The organism is Thalassobius sp. MITS945101, assembly GCF_047123305.1.
Lineage (GTDB): Bacteria > Pseudomonadota > Alphaproteobacteria > Rhodobacterales > Rhodobacteraceae > Thalassobius.
In genome coordinates this window covers 4,113,763-4,131,439 of sequence record NZ_CP138918.1, presented here as the reverse complement: position 1 = coordinate 4,131,439, position 17,677 = coordinate 4,113,763, and the positions used below count along the sequence as shown (strand labels likewise).

Annotated in this window: 20 protein-coding genes and 3 tRNA genes; 5 read left to right on the top strand and 18 right to left on the bottom strand. The window is 58.4% G+C overall.

All coding sequences use genetic code 11. From position 1 onward, the window contains the following. Positions 1–43: 43 nt before the first annotated feature. From SIC14_RS20220 to SIC14_RS20180, 9 genes are all read right to left on the bottom strand, one after another. The gene (locus tag SIC14_RS20220) at positions 44–751 is read right to left on the bottom strand and encodes a transporter substrate-binding domain-containing protein (RefSeq protein WP_412563703.1); all 708 of its coding nucleotides are present in this window, start codon (positions 749–751) and stop codon (positions 44–46) included. Between the two features lie 60 nt (positions 752–811). Beyond that, a complete protein-coding gene (locus SIC14_RS20215) occupies positions 812–1,588 on the bottom strand; it encodes an ABC transporter ATP-binding protein (RefSeq protein WP_412563702.1) in 777 nt (258 codons plus the stop codon). A 202-nt stretch (positions 1,589–1,790) separates the two neighbouring features. Next, positions 1,791–2,231, bottom strand: coding sequence for a TerB family tellurite resistance protein (locus SIC14_RS20210; protein WP_412563701.1), 441 nt, complete (start codon positions 2,229–2,231; stop codon positions 1,791–1,793). A gap of 77 nt (positions 2,232–2,308) precedes the next feature. Next, positions 2,309–2,761 carry a TerB family tellurite resistance protein gene (locus SIC14_RS20205; protein ID WP_412563700.1) on the bottom strand — a complete coding sequence of 151 codons (453 nt, stop codon included), beginning with the start codon at positions 2,759–2,761 and terminating at the stop codon, positions 2,309–2,311. Positions 2,762–2,886: 125 nt separating this feature from the next. Next, positions 2,887–3,180 (bottom strand): DUF1330 domain-containing protein, encoded by a 294-nt coding sequence (locus tag SIC14_RS20200; RefSeq protein WP_412563699.1) that lies wholly within the window; start codon positions 3,178–3,180, stop codon positions 2,887–2,889. A gap of 91 nt (positions 3,181–3,271) precedes the next feature. Then, the gene (locus SIC14_RS20195) at positions 3,272–3,694 is read right to left on the bottom strand and encodes a hypothetical protein (RefSeq protein WP_412563698.1); all 423 of its coding nucleotides are present in this window, start codon (positions 3,692–3,694) and stop codon (positions 3,272–3,274) included. A 343-nt stretch (positions 3,695–4,037) separates the two neighbouring features. Further along, positions 4,038–5,681 carry a CTP synthase gene (locus SIC14_RS20190; protein ID WP_412563697.1) on the bottom strand — a complete coding sequence of 548 codons (1,644 nt, stop codon included), beginning with the start codon at positions 5,679–5,681 and terminating at the stop codon, positions 4,038–4,040. 172 nt (positions 5,682–5,853) lie between these two features. Further along, entirely contained in the window at positions 5,854–6,219 is a 366-nt protein-coding gene (gene secG / locus SIC14_RS20185; protein ID WP_412563696.1) for a preprotein translocase subunit SecG, read from the bottom strand. A gap of 233 nt (positions 6,220–6,452) precedes the next feature. Next, the gene (locus SIC14_RS20180) at positions 6,453–6,848 is read right to left on the bottom strand and encodes a DUF6524 family protein (RefSeq protein WP_412563695.1); all 396 of its coding nucleotides are present in this window, start codon (positions 6,846–6,848) and stop codon (positions 6,453–6,455) included. Between the two features lie 405 nt (positions 6,849–7,253). Between SIC14_RS20180 and SIC14_RS20175 the strand changes: the two genes are divergently transcribed. Continuing rightward, a complete protein-coding gene (locus SIC14_RS20175; protein WP_412563694.1) occupies positions 7,254–8,567 on the top strand; it encodes an adenylosuccinate synthase in 1,314 nt (437 codons plus the stop codon). A 9-nt stretch (positions 8,568–8,576) separates the two neighbouring features. Next, positions 8,577–8,807, top strand: a complete 231-nt coding sequence (locus SIC14_RS20170; protein WP_412563693.1) for a DUF2842 domain-containing protein — start codon at positions 8,577–8,579, stop codon at positions 8,805–8,807. Between the two features lie 235 nt (positions 8,808–9,042). On the opposite strand, the gene SIC14_RS20165 is transcribed toward SIC14_RS20170, so the two are convergent. From SIC14_RS20165 to SIC14_RS20140, 6 genes are all read right to left on the bottom strand, one after another. Beyond that, a tRNA-Glu gene (locus SIC14_RS20165) sits at positions 9,043–9,117 on the bottom strand. A 226-nt stretch (positions 9,118–9,343) separates the two neighbouring features. Beyond that, positions 9,344–9,418, bottom strand: a tRNA-Glu gene (locus SIC14_RS20160). 182 nt (positions 9,419–9,600) lie between these two features. Beyond that, positions 9,601–9,675: transfer RNA gene (locus tag SIC14_RS20155), tRNA-Glu, on the bottom strand. 76 nt (positions 9,676–9,751) lie between these two features. Further along, on the bottom strand, positions 9,752–11,509 hold the full coding sequence (recJ, locus tag SIC14_RS20150) for a single-stranded-DNA-specific exonuclease RecJ (RefSeq protein ID WP_412563692.1): 1,758 nt from the start codon (positions 11,507–11,509) through the stop codon (positions 9,752–9,754). 65 nt (positions 11,510–11,574) lie between these two features. Next, positions 11,575–12,861 (bottom strand): homoserine dehydrogenase, encoded by a 1,287-nt coding sequence (locus SIC14_RS20145; RefSeq protein ID WP_412563691.1) that lies wholly within the window; start codon positions 12,859–12,861, stop codon positions 11,575–11,577. A gap of 124 nt (positions 12,862–12,985) precedes the next feature. Continuing rightward, positions 12,986–13,201, bottom strand: coding sequence for a hypothetical protein (locus SIC14_RS20140; protein ID WP_412563690.1), 216 nt, complete (start codon positions 13,199–13,201; stop codon positions 12,986–12,988). Between the two features lie 21 nt (positions 13,202–13,222). Between SIC14_RS20140 and SIC14_RS20135 the strand changes: the two genes are divergently transcribed. Next, positions 13,223–13,405 carry a hypothetical protein gene (locus SIC14_RS20135; RefSeq protein WP_412563689.1) on the top strand — a complete coding sequence of 61 codons (183 nt, stop codon included), beginning with the start codon at positions 13,223–13,225 and terminating at the stop codon, positions 13,403–13,405. A gap of 26 nt (positions 13,406–13,431) precedes the next feature. Further along, positions 13,432–14,019: a TetR/AcrR family transcriptional regulator gene (locus tag SIC14_RS20130; RefSeq protein ID WP_412563688.1), complete on the top strand. Its 588-nt coding sequence runs from the start codon at positions 13,432–13,434 to the stop codon at positions 14,017–14,019. Positions 14,020–14,068: 49 nt separating this feature from the next. Here SIC14_RS20130 and SIC14_RS20125 read toward each other — a convergent pair whose 3' ends face one another. Next, positions 14,069–15,739: a methyl-accepting chemotaxis protein gene (locus SIC14_RS20125; RefSeq protein ID WP_412563687.1), complete on the bottom strand. Its 1,671-nt coding sequence runs from the start codon at positions 15,737–15,739 to the stop codon at positions 14,069–14,071. Positions 15,740–16,045: 306 nt separating this feature from the next. Here SIC14_RS20125 and SIC14_RS20120 point away from each other — a divergent pair, with 306 nt between their 5' ends. Continuing rightward, positions 16,046–16,531 (top strand): hypothetical protein, encoded by a 486-nt coding sequence (locus SIC14_RS20120; RefSeq protein ID WP_412563686.1) that lies wholly within the window; start codon positions 16,046–16,048, stop codon positions 16,529–16,531. Positions 16,532–16,600: 69 nt separating this feature from the next. Here SIC14_RS20120 and SIC14_RS20115 read toward each other — a convergent pair whose 3' ends face one another. Both SIC14_RS20115 and SIC14_RS20110 read right to left on the bottom strand, forming a co-directional pair. After that, complete coding sequence (locus SIC14_RS20115; protein ID WP_412563685.1) at positions 16,601–17,167, bottom strand: TadE/TadG family type IV pilus assembly protein; 567 nt, start codon at positions 17,165–17,167, stop codon at positions 16,601–16,603. Beyond that, positions 17,167–17,640, bottom strand: coding sequence for a TadE/TadG family type IV pilus assembly protein (locus SIC14_RS20110; protein ID WP_412563684.1), 474 nt, complete (start codon positions 17,638–17,640; stop codon positions 17,167–17,169). Before SIC14_RS20110 ends, SIC14_RS20115 begins: the two co-directional genes overlap by 1 nt. Positions 17,641–17,677 lie beyond the last annotated feature (37 nt).

Sequence of the window (17,677 nt, the reverse complement as noted above, 5' to 3'; positions counted from 1 at the left end):
GAGAGGGGCGAACCCCTCTCTCAAATCATGTCAGAACGGGGGCTTAGAACTTGCCCTCGATCTCCCATTTGTCGAGCAGCGCGTTCAGCGAGCCGTCTGCTTTCATCGAAGCGATGGCTGCGTCGAACTTGCCACGCAGGTCTGCATCCGACTTGCGGAACGCCATGCCGATGCCGCCACCCAGGTAGACGTCACCGATGAACACCAGGCCGCCTTCGGCAACGATCGGGTTCAGGTAATCTTTGTCCGACAGAACGGCGTCAACTTCGCCCGACTTAACAGCCGCAACGGTTTCGTCCGGGGTCGGGAACTCAACCAGGGTCGCGCCGGTCGAAGCAACGTGGGCCGCCTGAATGGTCGAGGACTGTGCCGAAACAACGGCCGAGTCTACGTCAACACCTTCAGCAACCGCAGCATAGGCCGACGGCGACGGCTGGGTGTAGCCCTGGGTGAAGTCAACGATTTCTGCACGCTCAGCCGTGATCGACATGCCAGCGATGATGGCGTCGTAGTTGCCCGAGGTCAGGTTGGGGATGATCGAATCCCAGTCGTTGGTGACCCACTCACAGGTCAGCTCAGCGCGTTTGCACAGCTCGTCGCCCAGCTCACGCTCAAAGCCGTCTACTTCACCGGCGTCGTTCAGGAAGTTGTACGGAGGGTAGGCGCCCTCGGTGCCCAGACGCACAGTGTCAGCAGCAGCAACGCCGGCAGTCAGTGCCAGAGCAGCGGTGGTGAGGATCAGGTTTTTCATTGTTCTCTCCCGTTGGTTATTAAGGTTGTTATGGTCTTGCGGTTGGGTCAGCCCCGCCCCTTAGGCGTGGACGGTGGCCGACAGAAACTGTTTCAGACGTTCGCTTTTGGGCTGGCCAAACAGCTGTTCCGGCGCGCCCTGTTCCTCGATCAAACCCTGATGCAGGAACACGACATGGCTGGAAATACCCGACGCCATCTTCATGTCATGGGTTACGATCAGCATGGTGCGGCCTTCAGCAGCGAGGTCCTTGATCACCTTGATCACCTCCTGCTCCAGCTCCGGATCCAGGGCCGAGGTCGGTTCATCAAAAAGCAAGGCTTCGGGTTCCATACACAGCGCCCGCGCAATCGCCGCCCGCTGTTGCTGGCCGCCCGACAGCTGCGCCGGATAAACGTCGCATTTGTCGCCGATGCCGACTTTTTCGAGATAGCGCCGTGCGGCCTCTTCCACCTCTGCCTTGTCACGGCCCAGCACCGTCACCGGCGCCTCCATGACGTTTTGCAGGATGGTCATATGCGCCCAGAGGTTAAACTGCTGGAACACCATCGACAGGTTGGTCCGGATGCGCAGCACCTGTTTCGGATCGCCCGGATGACGGTGCAGGCCAGCGCCCTTCCAGGTGACAGGTTCGCCCTTGAACAGGATGTCGCCCTGCTGGCTGTCTTCCAGCAGGTTGGCGCAGCGCAGAATGGTTGATTTGCCCGAGCCCGAGGACCCGATAAGCGAAACCACATCGCCACGACGTGCAGTGATATCGACGCCCTTGATCACTTCAAGGTCGCCATAGGCCTTATGCAGGCCGCGAATTTCGATGACTGGATCCTGTTCGGACAAGGGTGCCCCTGACTTTTATCCCCGTTTAGGCCAGACAATAGGGACCAAATTCTTGGCCAGCGCAACTTGCAAAACGACGGTTTCGCAAAGGAATCGCCCAATCTGACGAGATGTCAGTCGCAAAATGACGGCGGAAAGGCAAGAATGCCCCGCCGTCCCTTCGGCGATTTGATCAGTTTTTGCTGGTGAGTTCGTCAATCTGTCAGGTCGGTTTGGCGACTCGCTGTCGGGCAAGGGCACTGTCCCGGTCGTTTATCCCAAGAAGGTTCGCAACCATGCGCAGCAGCGCGTCCTCATGATCGTCGCGTGCGCCATCGGCCAGCACCACCGACCAGAGCGCTTCAATCACACCCAGACGGTCCTCATAGGCCACAGCCTCTTTGATCGATTTGGTGAATCGCACCGTGTCCGGCGCCTCTGATTCCAATGTTTCTGCCTCCGCGCGCAGGGCAGCCGCGTCTGTTTCGGCCAAGGCATACCGGGCCATCAGAATACGGTCGATCCGCGCCTTTTCTTCCGGGGCATAGTCGTGATCTGCCCTGGCAACACGGACCAGAAGCGCAGCCAAAGCCAGACGGGCGTCACTGTCGGTCAGCGGGGCGGGGCGCGGCTGGGTCAGCCGTTTCAGGAAATCTGCAAACATAAGAGGGATATAAGTCTCAGTTCGGTCTGGTGCAAAGGGGGGCGTCTGTGATCAGCATGTTTTGGCTGGTCTACGGGCTAAACTTGTTCCAGGGCCTGTGCCCGCGCCACCAACCCGTCAGCATCCGACAGCCCCAGCGCGCTTTGCACCCGGTTGATCCGCGCCTCATCACGCAGATCTTGCGCCAATTCCTGTTGCCAAAGTGCTTCTAGAAGGTTGAGACGTTCTTCAAAATCGACCCATTGCCGGATCATTTCGGTAAAGATTTCGGTTTCCGGCGCCGCCCGTTCCATTGCCTCGCAGGCTTGCCGCATCTCGGCAGCATCCCCGGCATCAAGGTCATGCAGCTGCAGCAGCAACTGTTCGATACGGTCCAGTTCACGGTGAAAATCACGCAGCGCATCGGCGCAATCGGTCTGTGCCACACGGACCAAAAGCGCCCCCAACGCATGGGCCGCGTCAGGCTCTGGCCCGGGGGGCTCCGTCCGGGTCTGCTGACCCAGAAGGGTATTGAGCAGATTGCTGAACATAGATTGATTAGGCCACGGATTTGGCAATCGCGCAAAGATAAACTGCGCCGACGTTTTGACCGTGTCAAAAAGGGCGGTACCCTCGGGGGCACCGCCTTTGAAATTTAACCAAAAATGCTGGCTGCTCAGCCGTCGTAGCCCTGCACGATGACCAGATCGCCAGAGGACACCGGATCGCGCAAGGCCTTGGCGGCCTGGTATTCAGGCGATTCGTAGCAGGCCTTGGCTGTCTCATAGTCTTTGAACTCGATGACAACCGTGCGGGATTTGCTGCTGCCTTCCATCTGGTCCTGTGCTCCACCTCGAACGATGAACTTCGCACCGTATTTGGCAAAAGGCGCAGCATTGGCATCGCGGTATTTCTCATAGGCCTGCGGATCCCGTACATCCACATGTGCCACCCAATAGGCTTTGGTCATTTGTCTCTCCCGGATTGTAGCAGCGACCCTGCGGTTTGATGAGGCAGAGGTCAAGACGGGTCAAAACCGGTGTTCGGGCCAAGGTGGTAGCTCACCCCAGTAGATCCAATCCGTCAAATCGGACATTGTCCACTGCGATGCCCTGCGGATCGGTGTTGAGGATCAACACGCCTGCGATGTCGGCTTTTCTGCCGGATCGGCGGAAGCCATAGCTCTCTTCCGCCAGGGGCTGCACAAGGAGCCTGACGATCTCTGACCCATCTCGACGTAGGAAAGCCACCTGTGCGGCCCCAGCCTCGCCACCGCGAATGTCCAGCCCGATGGCGGACTGGTCCCGGTCAAAAACAATTGCAATCGCGCCTTCCCCAATAGCGTCGACGTTCGGAAACCCACGTGGCCCATAGCCCTGCAAGACGGACGTGCTGCTCAACCGCATAACCCCCAAAGAATGCCCTTGTTCGCCCGCAAGCACTGTCAAAGGCCCAAGGGCCGCTCCGTCCACATGGTCAAACATTCCTGCCGCCAAAAGCTTCTGACCTGCGAATCTCTCTCCAAAGCTTGCACCGGGCTGGGTTAAAATTCCGTTAACTTCGCGACCCACACCAGGAGAACTGGGTAAATTGTCAAAGGTGATGACACGGCCGAAAGTCAAATGTTCCTGTGGCACCTGGCAGACCGGGGCCCCACAGGCGACCGCGGCACCGGCGAAACCGCAGAGCACAAAGACTGAAAGAACAAACCTCATAATGCAAGGGTAGGGCGGCACAGGTCTTCGACAAGTTTGCCCGCAAGCCACTGACCTGAAACAAAAAAGACGCCCTAAGAGGGGCGTCTTTCAAAAACGGTATCAGAAGAATTCAGACCAAACGCGAGGTCTCTACCGCGGCGCGGACAAAGTCTTTGAACAGCGGATGCGGATCAAAGGGCTTCGACTTCAGCTCGGGGTGGAACTGCACGCCGATAAACCAAGGATGATCTTTCCACTCGACAATCTCTGGCAGGCGCCCGTCTGGCGACATGCCAGAGAACTGCAGGCCGCAGGCCTCCAACTGTTCGCGGTATTTGATGTCTACCTCATAGCGATGGCGGTGACGTTCTTCGATAGTTGTGGCGCCGTAAACCTGCGCCACTTTCGAGCCTTCCGCCAGCGCTGCATTGTAGCCCCCCAGACGCATGGTGCCGCCCTTGTCGTCGGTCTCTTTGCGGGTCACTTTGGCGTTGCCCTGCACCCACTCTTTCAAGTGATAAACCACGGGTTCAAAACGTTTTTCACCCGATTCATGGTCAAATTCTTCAGAGCCCGCAGTGGTGATGCCCGCGGCATTGCGCGCGGCCTCAATGACGGCCATTTGCATGCCCAAGCAGATGCCCAGATAGGGCACTTTGCGCTCCCGGGCAAATTGCGCTGCTTTGATTTTGCCTTCGGTGCCGCGCTCGCCAAAGCCGCCCGGTACCAGGATCGCGTGGAACCCTTCGAGGTAGGGCGCGGCGTCTTCTTTGTCGAAGACCTCCGAATCAACCCATTCGACCTTGACCTTCACCCGGTTGGCCATGCCGCCATGGGTCAGCGCTTCTTTCACCGATTTATAGGCGTCTTCCAGCTGAACATATTTACCAACGATGGCGATTTTCACTTCGCCGTCTGTGTTGTGGGTGCGGTCAACCACATCGTCCCATTTGGACAAGTCGGGGCGCGGAGCCGGTGCGATGCCGAAGGCATCCAGCACTGCCTGATCCAGACCTTCGCGGTGATAGGCCAGCGGCGCTTCATAGATCGATTTCAGATCATAAGCGGCCACAACGGATTCCTTACGGACGTTGCAGAACAGCGCGATCTTCTCGCGCTCTTTTTCCGGGATAGGTTGTTCAGAACGGCAGACCAGAATATCGGGCGCGATGCCGATCGACTGCAATTCCTTCACCGAGTGCTGGGTCGGTTTGGTTTTCAATTCGCCCGAGGCCGCCAGATAGGGCAGCAGCGTCAGGTGCATAAAAATGCACTCGCCACGTGGTTTATCATGGGTGAACTGGCGGATCGCCTCGAAGAAGGGCAGGCCTTCGATGTCGCCAACAGTGCCGCCGATTTCACAGAGCATAAAGTCCACTTCATCTTCGCCAATTGAGATGAAGTCTTTGATTTCATTTGTGACATGCGGCACGACCTGGATGGTTTTGCCCAGATAATCGCCGCGTCGCTCACGTTCTAATACGTTGGAATAAATCCGGCCCGAGCTGACCGAGTCGGTCATGCGGGCAGGAACGCCGGTAAAGCGTTCATAATGCCCCAGGTCCAGATCGGTCTCCGCACCGTCATCGGTGATGAAAACTTCGCCATGTTCAAACGGGCTCATCGTGCCCGGATCGACGTTCAGATACGGATCCAGTTTACGCAGGCGAACCGAGTAGCCGCGCGCCTGCAGCAAGGAGCCAAGCGCCGCCGACGCCAGACCTTTGCCCAAGGATGACACAACACCACCGGTGATAAAAATGAAACGAGCCATATTTGGCAACTCCCGTGCAGTCCGTTCGGCGATTTCACACGCCACAACCCAAGCCCATACGGTTGCGCACAACCGTAGCATCACGGGACTCGAGGAATACTAGATTCGCGAATATTTGGCAAGAAGACCGCAAGATGCTGATGCGGTCTTTGTCCTGCGCATAAGGGTAGGTTTAGTCGGCGCGCGGCACCAAAGGTGCGTCATCTCCCGCGGAGGGGGGCAAGAGATCGGCGCCGGCCGGGGTTTCGGCCGCATCCGATTCGCTGGTTGCGCTGCCTGCGCCAACGCGATCCAGAACCGATCCATCCGAGGATTTGTCCGCCGCGATGATCGTCAGTGCAATCGATGTGATGATGAAGGCGATTGCCAAAATCCAGGTCACTTTTCCAAGAGCCGTCGCTGCAGAGCGCCCCGACATGGCGCCGCCACCGCCGCCGCCGCCCATGCCAAGACCACCACCTTCAGAGCGTTGCATCAGCACCACGCCAATCAGGGCGAGGGCGAGAAGAAGATGGACGATGAGGACGACGTTTTCCATGAGGCAGCCTTCGGATAAGTTCGATGCGGCTACTTAAGGTCTCTCGCGCTGTGGTGCAACCCCGAAGCGGTTGCTTGGGTTTGAAATCCCAACCCTACAAGAGATTCTCCGCTGCATTGTTTTGCAGTGTTGCTGAACAAACGCGCTGACCCGTTGTTTTGGCCTTGGTTGCGCGCATCAAAGCGCCGTGAAAAGGAGCGTCTTTATCAGATCTAAACTTGCCCAAAGAGGTGTCAATCTTCAACGTCATCAACATCCGATTGCCCACTGAGCGCCCGCCTCACGTGGCTCCAGCTCAGGCCGATCCCAAGCACCAAAGAAAGGGCGATCAGTCCAATCCATGTGTTGTTGGCCTGATTGTCCAGGTGCAGCAAACCATAGTCTGTCAGGACCCATATCAACGCCAGAAAGATAGAAAGAACCAGCAACATCCCAATCCCACCGATCGACCGGAGGGTTGCTCGTAAGAATATGATGTAGCCAACGCAGAGCAGCAGTCCCAGAAAAACTGCCAATGGGGTTTCTGTGGCCAAGTTGTTCCAGGCCCAGACAGAATAGTTCCAGGGTGTTGGGTTAAAGGTCGCCACCAACAGGAAAAACGCCATTAACCACCTGAGAAGAAAACCCATTTCTGCGCCTCTCTTTGGGTCATTTCGCACCTCCAAGATATCTCAAGTTTTCCGCTAACTGTCTAGATCAGCCGCCACACTGCCACCTCGGGCATGCCGTTCCTCGATTCGTACTATGGTTTTAAGAGCTAGCGCCGAAGTCTGAAGAATGTCCTAATTACTTGCCGTTACATAAAGGCTCCGAGTGTTTGCGAATTGTTAAGGTATTGCCGCCTACACTCACTGGCACTGAGTCGGATTTTTGCGGACGTTAGAGCGCAGAGTTTGAAGAAGGAGGCCAAATTTTCAGGAGATATTGCTGAAACCAGCCGAATTACGTCTTGCGCGACGAAATTTCGGTTCCCTCGCTTTCTATGGGTCGATATACGGGCGCGGGTTTGATCCAAACATCAAAGAGGTCCAGCAATGGCAAATGTCGTCGTCGTCGGCGCCCAATGGGGCGATGAGGGGAAAGGCAAAATCGTGGATTGGCTGTCGGAACGTGCCGACGTCATCGCGCGTTTCCAAGGTGGTCACAATGCAGGCCATACGCTCGTCATCGACGGCAAAGTCTACAAATTGCATGCGCTGCCGTCCGGCGTTGTGCGCGGCGGCAAACTGTCTGTTATTGGCAACGGTGTGGTGCTGGACCCCTGGCACCTGCTCAAGGAAATCGCCACTGTGCGGGAACAAGGCGTCGAGATTTCGCCGGAAACCCTAATGATCGCGGAGAACACGCCGTTGATCCTGCCGATCCATGGTGAGTTGGATCGCGCACGGGAAGAAGCCGCTTCGAAGGGTACCAAGATTGGGACCACTGGGCGCGGCATTGGCCCGGCCTATGAGGACAAGGTGGGCCGTCGCGCTGTTCGGGTGGCGGATCTGGCCGATGAGGCAACGCTTGAGGCTCGGGTTGACCGCGCCCTGCAGCACCATGATCCACTGCGGAAAGGCCTCGGGATCGAGCCTGTAGACCGCGACGCACTGGTGGCGCAATTGAAAGAAATTGCAGCCGAAATTCTGCCCTATGCGGCCCCGGTTTGGAAAGTCCTGAACGAGAAACGCAAGGCCGGGCAACGAATTCTGTTTGAGGGGGCTCAAGGCGCGCTTTTGGACATCGATTTCGGCACCTACCCCTTTGTAACCTCCTCGAATGTGATTGCGGGGCAGGCGGCAACGGGTGTTGGTATTGGGCCTGGTTCAATCGACTATGTGCTGGGCATTGTAAAAGCCTACACCACCCGTGTGGGGGAAGGTCCATTCCCGACCGAACTCTTGGATGCTTCAGGCAATCCCGATGCCGATGGCGAGCGTCTGGGCACACGTGGACATGAGTTTGGCACCACCACCGGGCGGCAACGTCGTTGTGGCTGGTTTGATGCGGCTCTGGTGCGGCAGACCTGTGCGACCTCTGGGATCAAGGGTATCTGCCTGACCAAACTGGATGTTCTGGACGGTTTTGAAACGCTGAAGATCTGTGTGGGCTATGACCTCGATGGGGAAAAGCTGGATTACCTGCCGACGGCCGCCGACCAACAGGCGCGTTGCACCCCGATCTATGAAGAGATCGCCGGTTGGTCCGAGTCGACCGAGGGCGCGCGCACTTGGAATGATCTGCCGGCCAATGCGATCAAATATGTCAAACGTGTTGAAGAGCTGATCGAATGTCCGGTCGCCCTGCTTTCAACAAGCCCGGAGCGTGAAGACACGATCCTGGTGACGGACCCGTTTGCAGATTGAGGTACGGTCATGGCTCTGAGTTATAAGTCCCGTCGACGCCTGTCGCTGTTGATCCTGCTGGTGGGGTTGCCGGTCTATATCATCGCCGCAATCAGTATCATCGGCTGGCTGGACAGGCCTTCCATTTTGGTTGAGCTGTTCATCTACATCGGGCTGGGGGTTCTCTGGGCCATTCCGTTGAAAGCGGTGTTCAAGGGGATCGGGCAGGCCGATCCCAACGCACCGCAAGAGGAAGATTGAAGTGAGAACCGGGGGATAAGCCCCCGGTTTTTTTGGGTCGAAACTTCGCGTGAGAGAGACCGTTTGCGCAAGTTTTAATGTGATGCGCGTCCCATTCGTCAGTATTGGATTGCGACCAAGCTGACGAGGCGCACTCCTGCAAAACCGAGGGTCACTTCTTGGGAAGCAGTGCTCAATTCTCGGGCCCGGGGCTGAGAGAGCTGCGGAAGAGTATTCTGTGATGGCACTTGAAAAGTGGCATCCCGTAGGGGAATCGAACCCCTCTTTCCAGGTTGAAAACCTGGCGTCCTAACCGATAGACGAACGGGACAGCCTTGCTGTGGGGCGGGTTTTAGGGAAACTGAGCTGGCTGTGCAAGGGGAAAGTGCGGGAATTTTGTCGAATAATTCCGGGTCGCCAGTTTTTACATATTTGGAAACTTTTTCAATACGTTAATGCTAGATTGAGCGGTGGTGCGCAAGACCGTTAACCGATGCGTAAGCCAAGGTTCGGAGCCTAGTCAGTCGATTCTGGAAGCTTTGGCGGGAAGATGCAGGTGGCATCCCGTAGGGGAATCGAACCCCTCTTTCCAGGTTGAAAACCTGGCGTCCTAACCGATAGACGAACGGGACAGCCTTGCTGTGGGGGCTGTCTAAGGTCAGATGCTCGTAGGTGCAAGCGGGAAAATGATTGATTTGTAGAAAAATTTGCCTGCTTAACTTGATGTTCATTTTGCTCTGATAATCAAATTGCATGCAAACATTCATTAGGAGGAGTTGCCTGCCAGATCTGCTATCAAAACAAAGAAGAAAAGTGGCATCCCGTAGGGGAATCGAACCCCTCTTTCCAGGTTGAAAACCTGGCGTCCTAACCGATAGACGAACGGGACAAGCCGTTTGGTGAGCGGTTTCTAGGCAATGTGTAGTCTGGGCGCAAGCAGAAAATTGGCCCCACGGCCGGAAAAATCAGCTGGTCTCAGCCGCATCTTCAAGTCGCAGCTGTACCTGCTGGCGGCCGCCCCAGGCGTTGATTTCCAATCGGCCCGCAAGGTGGAACCGCGCGCCCCGGTGGTTGGACAGTTTCTCACCCAGCGCGGTGTCAAAGGCGCCAAAGCAGATGGCGTCGATGCGTTTGCCCAACCCATCGCTGAAGTTGAGCTTCAGGTGGCTTTCGCCGACCCGTTTGGCGAAGCGGATTTCGACATCGGGAAAGACATAGCGCGGGGCAGAGGCGGAGGCGCCAAAGGGGCCCGCTTTCTCGATCTGTTCAATCAACTCGATGGTCGCCGCCCCAGGCATCAACACGCCATCGAGTTTCAGATCGGCAGGGCCGGCATCACCCGCGCCTTGTTTGGCCAGCAGCTCGGACAGCCGCGTCATTGCAGCGTCAAGCTTTGCGCGCTCCACTGTCAGACCGGCGGCCATTTTGTGGCCGCCCCCTTTGACAAGCAGGCCCTCGCTGGCAAGACGCTGAATGGAGGCGCCAAGGTCAACCCCGCTGACGGACCGGCCTGAGCCTTTGCCCATGTCGCCGTCAAAGCCAATCACAATCGCAGGGCGGTTGGTGGCTTCTTTCAAGCGGCTGGCGACAATGCCGACCACGCCAGGATGCCAGCCTTCACCTGCGGCCCAGACCAGCGGGTGTTCCAGCCCGCGGTCTTCGGCCTGCTCCAGCGCTGCCGCACGCACCGCGTTTTCAATGTCGCGCCGTTCGGTGTTCAACTCATCCAGCCGTTCGGCCATCGCGCGGGCCTCAGCCGGATTGTCTGAAGACAGCAGGCGGGCGCCAAGGTCTGCTTTGCCGATGCGACCGCCGGCGTTGACGCGTGGCCCTAACATGAAGCCCAAAGCGTAGGAATTGGGGGGCTGTTCCATCCGGCTGACATCTGACAGTGCTACAATGCCAGGGCGATCGCGGCGGGCCATGACCTTCAGCCCCTGCCGTACCAGCGCCCGGTTGACCCCGATCAGGGGGGCAACGTCGGCGACGGTGCCAAGCGCGACAAGGTCCAGCATCGCCATCAGGTCCGGGCCGTTAGCCCCTTCAGCGCGCATCTGCCGGTTGGCCTCGACCAGCATCAGGAACACAACACCCGCGGCGCACAGATGGGCCAGTTCACCGTCTTCGTCCTGGCGGTTCGGGTTCACCACGGCAACGGCTTCAGGCAGGGTTTCGCCACCAAGGTGGTGGTCCAGCACAACCACGTCTGCCGCCTTGGCTGCTGCAATCGGCTCGTGGCTGAGCGTGCCGCAATCGACACAGACGATCAGGTCATGTTCCGCCGCCAGGGAAGCCATTGCCGCCTCATTGGGGCCGTAGCCTTCGTCAATCCGGTCCGGCACATAGAGTGTCGCCTGCCGTCCCATCTGCCGCAGCCAGTCAATCAGCAGGGCGGCTGAGGTGCCGCCATCAACGTCATAGTCTGCAAAGATTGCAATGCGTTGCCGCTGTTTGACCGCCTGCAGGAACCGCGCGGCGGCGGTTTCCATGTCTTTCAGCTTTTGCGGATCCGGCAGCAGGTCGCGCAGCTGTGGCTCCAGAAAGGCCTGCGCCTCATGGGCTGGCACACCGCGCCGGGCCAGTGTCTGGCAGACCGCCATCGGCAGGCCGGTCTGCTGACGCATGAACTCGGCCTGACGTTCTACTTCAATGCCCGGACCAATCCAGCGTCGCCCGTTGAGCGACGTTTCGACACCTAGAAATGCGCGGGTCTCAGCAGTCACAGCGGCCTTTCAATGATCCAAAAATACTCAATGTGCGACGCTCCAAAAAGGCGCGCCGCCTGTGGTCAGACCGCTTCAATCCGCAGGGCAACCGGCGCTTCGGTGACCACGTCGGTGGCCTCGATGCCTTCCAGCGCCGCATCCAGATCGGCGCGGGTGGTTTTATGGGTCACGATCAGCACCGGGGCGCTGTCATCTTCGTGGCCATACTGGCGCATCCGATCGATTGACACACCCGCTTCGCCCAGCACTGCTGCCACTTTGGCCATTGCGCCGGGTTTGTCCTTCAGGCCCAGACGCAGGTAATAGGGGGCGGGCAGGGCGGATTGGGCGCGCGGCGCGCTTTTCAGGGTTTCGGCCTTCTGGCCAAAAACCGGATAGCGGATGTCCCGGGCAATATCACACACGTCACCCATCACGGCGCTGGCGGTCGGGCCTTCGCCAGCCCCGGCACCGCGCAGCACAACCTGACCCACGTCAGAGCCTTCAACCACCAACATATTGGTGCCGCCTTCCAGCTGACCCAGCGGGCTTTGTGCCGGCACCAGACAGGGCGACATGCGCTGCTCCAGGCCGCGGCCGCTCATCTGGGCCACGCCCAGCAGTTTGATGCGGTAGCCCATGTCAGCGGCCTGACGGATGTCTTCAATGGTGACGCGCTGTATTCCTTCCAGCTCAACCCCGTCGAAATCCACCTGGGTGCCAAAGGCCAGTGAGGACAGAATGGCCAGCTTGTGACCGGCATCGATGCCGCCCACGTCGAGGTTTGGGTCTGCTTCCAGATAGCCCAGCTTGTCGGCCTCTTCGAACAGGGCGTTGTAGCCCTGACCGGTGGCCTCCATCCGGGTCAGGATGTAGTTGCAGGTGCCGTTCATCACGCCCATCACGCGGGTGATTTCATTGGCGGCCAGGCCTTCGGTCAGCGATTTGATGATCGGGATGCCGCCAGCGACAGCGGCCTCATAGCGGATCACCGCGCCCGAGGCTTCGGCCAGTTCCGCCAGTGCCTGGCCGTGGTGGGCAAGGAGTGCCTTGTTGGCGGTCACAACATCTTTACCCGCTTTCAGCGCGGCCTCGATCGAGGCTTTGGCCGGGCCGTCTTCGCCGCCCATGAGTTCAACATAGACGTCGACGTCGTCACGGGTGGCCAGTTTGACGGGATCATCTTCCCAGCCGTAATGGTCCAGGTTGACGCCGCGGTCCTTGCCGCGCGATCGGGCGGACACCGCTGAAATCGTAACGTCGCGGCCAGTTCGCATGGTCAAGAGGGCAGCCTGTTGACGGACAATTTTCACAACGCCGACACCTACGGTGCCGAGCCCTGCAATACCAAGGCGCAAGGGTTGGCTCATCTGGCCCTCCTGAGAACTGACAGATCTTCGTCTTGGCGATGTATCGGGCTTTGCGCCGCTGTGCAACGCGGCAAATGCCTTGGCGGGTATGCGTTTGCAGGGCGCCTAGGCGCTATGTTGCAATTTAGCCGCCATTTTGGGCCCGTAGCTGAGCCGCTCGGGCTCGCAGTGCGGCGGCGCGGGCGCGCAGGCGGGCGTCAATGTCATCGCCACTTAGGGGCGTTGCCGGGCTGTCCAACATGGTTGGGACCGGCTGTAATTTGGGGAAGGGCGCATCGCTGGCCACGGGGCTGGGCAGATCGGGCAGGTTTGGACCGGCGCAGGCGCTGAGTACCAGCACCAGAACGCCGAAGCGCAGGGGGTGAAAAAAACAAAAGGCGGGCCGCAGCGCAGACAAGGCAAGTCCAATCAAAATGCAGATCAATACCCCACCGTCTTGCCCAGCCAAGTGGCGCTTGGCAAGGTCGCGGGTGAAAATTTCCGCTCTGTGGCGGAGGTTTGCCAAAGTTTACCGGCGTTTGCTTTGAATAACCCTATGATCTGAACATCCGTTCAGATAACCTCACTCCTATGGCAAGAACTGCAGGCTCCCACTCTGATATCACCGGCCCCCGCGTCCTGGATGCGGCCCTGCGGCTGTTTGCACAACATGGCTACGCCGCTGTTTCCATGCGCCAGATCGCGCGGGATGTTGGGGTGCAGGCCGGAGCGCTTTACAATTACACGCCTGATAAACAAACCCTTCTGCTGGACCTGATGCGCCGCCATATGGAGGCGCTGCTGCAGGAACGGCAGAGCCGGAAGGGGCAGGGCACCCCGCTGGAACGGCTGGAGGATTTCACCCGCTTCCACATTCGCTACCACCTGCAGCGTCCCGATGAGGTGTTCATCGCCTATATGGAACTGCGCAACCTGACGCCGGAGAATTTCACTGCGGTGGAAGAGCTGCGCCGCCAGTATGAGGATGAGTTGGAGGAGATCCTGCGCGATGGCGTCGCGGCGGGGCTGTTTGCCTCGTCAGACCTGCGGGTCGCCACGATGGCGGTGATTGCCATGTTGACCGGCGTCACCACTTGGTATCGCCCTGCAGGCCGGTTGAGCGTGGATGAGGTAGAGGGCATCTACTGGGACATGGTGCGTAAGGCTGTGGCGGTCTGAGCGCCGGATCACCGCCTGGTAAGGCGATGATCTTTTGCAAAGTGGACTTTTAGGCGGCTTTGGCGACAGCTGTTTCTGAAGAGGTAGTGCCGGACCCGGCAGGTTGCGCAGCGGAGGTTGCTTCGGCTTCACCCTTATGCGGCTGGGCGCCGTCAGATTTTGTCGCTTCGCCTTGCACAGGTTGGCCGTCTGGATCTGTAGGGGCAGCAACGGACACAGCTTCGTCGATTTCGTCTAGGCGAAAGGTTCCAATAACCGCCTCCAGCGCATGAGCCTGAGTCGCCAGTATCTCGGCTGTTGCCGACATGTTTTCGGACGCTGCACTGTTCGACTGAATGTTGCGATCAAGGCGGGTGATGGCCTGATCGACCTGCGCCATACCGACGGCGATCTCGTTGTTAGAGGCGGCCATGTCGCTTACGAGCGCAGCGGTTTCTTCGATTTCTGGCACCAGCACTTCAAGACGTTGGCGCGCGTCCTGCGCGTTCTGCATTGTTCCAGAGGTTAAGGTGCTGATTTCCGATGCGGCGTCTTGTGCCTGTTCGGCCAATTTGCGGACCTCGATTGCCACCACAGCAAAGCCCCGGCCATGTTCCCCTGCACGGGCCGCTTCGACGGCGGCATTCAGGGCCAGGAGGTCGGTCTGGCGGGCGATTTCTTGAATGATTTGGATGCGGTCCACAATAGAGGCCATATCGGTGACCGCCGCGATCACGGCGTTCGCCCCGTTCCGCGCATTGCGGGCTGTCACATGTGCCTTGTCCTGAGTGGCCTGAGCCCCCGCTGCAGTCTGGGCGACATTTGCCTGCATTTCAGTGACGAAGCTGACAACGTTTTCGACGGCAGTGCGTTGCTCTTGTGTATTGGCCTCAAGGGTCACCGCGGTTTTCGCCAGGTGAGAGGCACCCTCCGTGACATGCGTGGCGCCGGTGTCGACGTCCTTGACCAGCCCGCGCAGGCTGGCGGTCATGCCATTGAGCAGATCCAGCACAGTGCCAATTTCATTCCTCAATCCGTGATCATCGGATTGGGTGAGGTTGCCAGAGGCCACTTGCGCTGCTTGATGGGCGGCGCGGCTGAGACCCCGCTGCAGGGTTGCCGCAACCCGCCACCCTACAAACACACTGAACGCAATTGCGCTGCCGATCAGCAGAAAGATGTGGCGACGGGTTGCTTGATAGGCAACGTCTGCGGCGTTGAGGGCATCATACATCTTCGCCGTTTCTTCGTCCTCGATCTTGGCCAGGAGAACATTCATGGGCTGGACAAATGCCTTGTCTGCCTCAACCAATCGGCCGGAAGCTTTGGTCTTGGCGCCAAACAGAAGGTCTTGCATGACCTTTTTGTTGGCCAGGTCGATGGCTGTTTTCATCTCGAGGTATTCCGACAGAAAATCGGCTGTGTTGCCGGAAGCAATCGCTTGAGCGTTGAGGATTTTTTCTTCTTTTTGCTGCGCTAGAGCCTTGAGGCGGATTTTGAGCTCTTTGCGCTCTTCTTTGGTGCCTACCAGAATATAAGTTCTGATTTCTGTTTGAATCTTGTCCTGCGTTGCTGCGATCTGATCAATCAGTCGCAGGGTTTCAAAGTTCTTGCGAACAATTTCTTCGCTGCTTCGTTTCACGGCTTGTAAGTCACTGAGGCTAAAGAGCCCCATTGCAACGAACATCGCGGCCAGCAGGCCGAATGCGGCGGAGATCTGACCTTTGAGGGAGAGTTTCATATCGGGTCCTTTGACTCGTTAAATCACAACACGAAAATCGGTTGAGCCACATAGTGCTGGGTCCGGTGCAGCCGGGCGCCGGTACCGGCGCAGCGCTCTTCGCAGCCCGTTATGGTTAACGGCGTGTGAAGGAGCTTTGTTCAACTAAAAATTGTGAAGTTTTTGTAAGCAATTTATGACGACTGAGCCGATTTAGTTTCGAGAAGTTGGGCCTTGAAAGGGTCGGTGGCGCCAGAAGACTCGCCATTTGACTGTCAAGACGGTAAGAGCGCAAAAACCCGTTTCGGAGCGCAACCGGAGATCCCAATGGCCCAAGACACCGACATGAACGAAATTCTGGCCACGGTGACCGTGTCCGCACCCCGCCGCTGGCTGGCTTTGGGGATGCTGGCCTTTCTGGGGGTTTTGCTGGTGCATTTTGGCTTTTCAGCGCCACCGCAGAGCTTCCTGTTGCAGGTCTTTGTGATTGGTCTTGGGGCGCTGTCGATTGCGCTGGCCCTGAAGATGCACCGTGGCACCGGATCCACCGTTGAGCTGACGCGTGCCGGTCTGCGTGACGGTGACGGCACCGTGATTGCGCCGATTGAGGTCATTGAACGGGTGGACCGCGGCGCTTTTGCCTTCAAACCCTCCAATGGCTTTATGCTGCGGTTGAGCGAAGGGCAGGGGCGTGTCTGGCGGCCGGGCCTGTGGTGGCGTCTGGGCCGCCGGGTTGGGGTTGGCGGTGTCACACCGGGCAATCAGACCAAGGTGATGGCGGAAATTCTGCAGGTTCTGATTTCGGAGAAATGATCCGGATCCAGCGCCTAAAAAAGGCCGGAGCATTTGCTCCGGCCTTTTGGTTTTGAGAGGGTCTGCGGATCAGTCGGCCCAGGCCACCTGGGGCGCAAAACGCGGGCTGGTGAAGATCCGGTTATAAAGCTCATCCTGCTTCAGGCCGACGTTAAAGGCCGGTTTGTAGGTGCTCCAGGTTTCCACCAGAATGATCCGCTCGTTGTCGGGCAGGATCGGCAGGCGGTCACGCATCGCGTTCAGCTCGGATTCGGTCATGCCGGGACGGTTGCCACGGCCTTCGGACCAGTCGAGACGATACATGTCGTCCTCTTCGTCCCACATTGCCACCGAGATCCGCAGCGCCGGATCAGCGTCTTTCTTGGTCAAGAATACCATCAGCGAATGCATCGAGCTGACATAATCATCGTTCACCGCAGCGGTTTCCCGGCTCAGCATGTCGCCGATCGTGTTGGCCGCTTTCAGGTTCACCGCACTTTGACGGAAGGCATCAAAGTAGACGAAGCTGGCCAGAAAGACCCACAGCATAATGGGCAGCATGACCACGGCTTCGACCGCGATGGAGCCACTGGCATCTTTGGCAAAGCCTCTGAGGCCACGGTGCAGGCGGGTGCGCAGAGCGTTCACAATATCCATCAGCGCGGCTCCTGTACAAAGGCGGTTTTGGCCACAAGCGCGTAGTCACCCGCGCCGTCTTTTTCCAGCATCTTGCCCAGACCGGTGGTCGGGAACACAGGTTTCACCTTCATGCAGACCCGCAGCAGCATCATTTCGTTCTCCTGCCCGTGGGTGAACTGGCGCACAGGTTCCACATCGCGGCTGGCGTCAGTGCAGTCAGCGTTGTCGGGGGGTGACACCCAGGCCCGTGGGTCCAGTTGGATCATCTCCAGACGCAGCTTGTCGGTGCAGTCATGCAGGATCGGCGCGCGGTCGCAGATCAGGGTTTTCAGCTCATCATGTTGCGGCGCGGTGCCGGTGCCCAGACGGATGTCGCGAATGGTCATGTCCACAGCGCGCTCCAGCATGGTTTCGCGGATGGTCATGGTGCCAATCTCGAAGGACGAGCCCAGGATCAGCATGAAGATCGGGAACACGATGACAAATTCCATCGTCGCGGTCCCGTCTTCTGACCGGCGGAAGTGGCGG

Bases quoted from the DNA above. Each gene is read 5' to 3' on its own strand.
- SIC14_RS20205 (WP_412563700.1), bottom strand. From the start codon at position 2,761: ATGTTCAGCAATCTGCTCAATACCCTTCTGGGTCAGCAGACCCGGACG.
- SIC14_RS20220 (WP_412563703.1), bottom strand. From the start codon at position 751: ATGAAAAACCTGATCCTCACCACCGCTGCTCTGGCACTGACTGCCGGC.
- SIC14_RS20170 (WP_412563693.1), top strand. From the start codon at position 8,577: ATGGCTCTGAGTTATAAGTCCCGTCGACGCCTGTCGCTGTTGATCCTG.
- SIC14_RS20130 (WP_412563688.1), top strand. From the start codon at position 13,432: ATGGCAAGAACTGCAGGCTCCCACTCTGATATCACCGGCCCCCGCGTC.
- secG (WP_412563696.1), bottom strand. From the start codon at position 6,219: ATGGAAAACGTCGTCCTCATCGTCCATCTTCTTCTCGCCCTCGCCCTG.
- SIC14_RS20195 (WP_412563698.1), bottom strand. From the start codon at position 3,694: ATGTTTGACCATGTGGACGGAGCGGCCCTTGGGCCTTTGACAGTGCTT.
- SIC14_RS20145 (WP_412563691.1), bottom strand. From the start codon at position 12,861: ATGAGCCAACCCTTGCGCCTTGGTATTGCAGGGCTCGGCACCGTAGGT.
- SIC14_RS20190 (WP_412563697.1), bottom strand. From the start codon at position 5,681: ATGGCTCGTTTCATTTTTATCACCGGTGGTGTTGTGTCATCCTTGGGC.
- SIC14_RS20125 (WP_412563687.1), bottom strand. From the start codon at position 15,739: ATGAAACTCTCCCTCAAAGGTCAGATCTCCGCCGCATTCGGCCTGCTG.
- SIC14_RS20210 (WP_412563701.1), bottom strand. From the start codon at position 2,231: ATGTTTGCAGATTTCCTGAAACGGCTGACCCAGCCGCGCCCCGCCCCG.
- SIC14_RS20200 (WP_412563699.1), bottom strand. From the start codon at position 3,180: ATGACCAAAGCCTATTGGGTGGCACATGTGGATGTACGGGATCCGCAG.
- SIC14_RS20180 (WP_412563695.1), bottom strand. From the start codon at position 6,848: ATGGGTTTTCTTCTCAGGTGGTTAATGGCGTTTTTCCTGTTGGTGGCG.
- SIC14_RS20115 (WP_412563685.1), bottom strand. From the start codon at position 17,167: ATGGATATTGTGAACGCTCTGCGCACCCGCCTGCACCGTGGCCTCAGA.
- SIC14_RS20110 (WP_412563684.1), bottom strand. From the start codon at position 17,640: ATGGAATTTGTCATCGTGTTCCCGATCTTCATGCTGATCCTGGGCTCG.
- SIC14_RS20120 (WP_412563686.1), top strand. From the start codon at position 16,046: ATGGCCCAAGACACCGACATGAACGAAATTCTGGCCACGGTGACCGTG.
- SIC14_RS20175 (WP_412563694.1), top strand. From the start codon at position 7,254: ATGGCAAATGTCGTCGTCGTCGGCGCCCAATGGGGCGATGAGGGGAAA.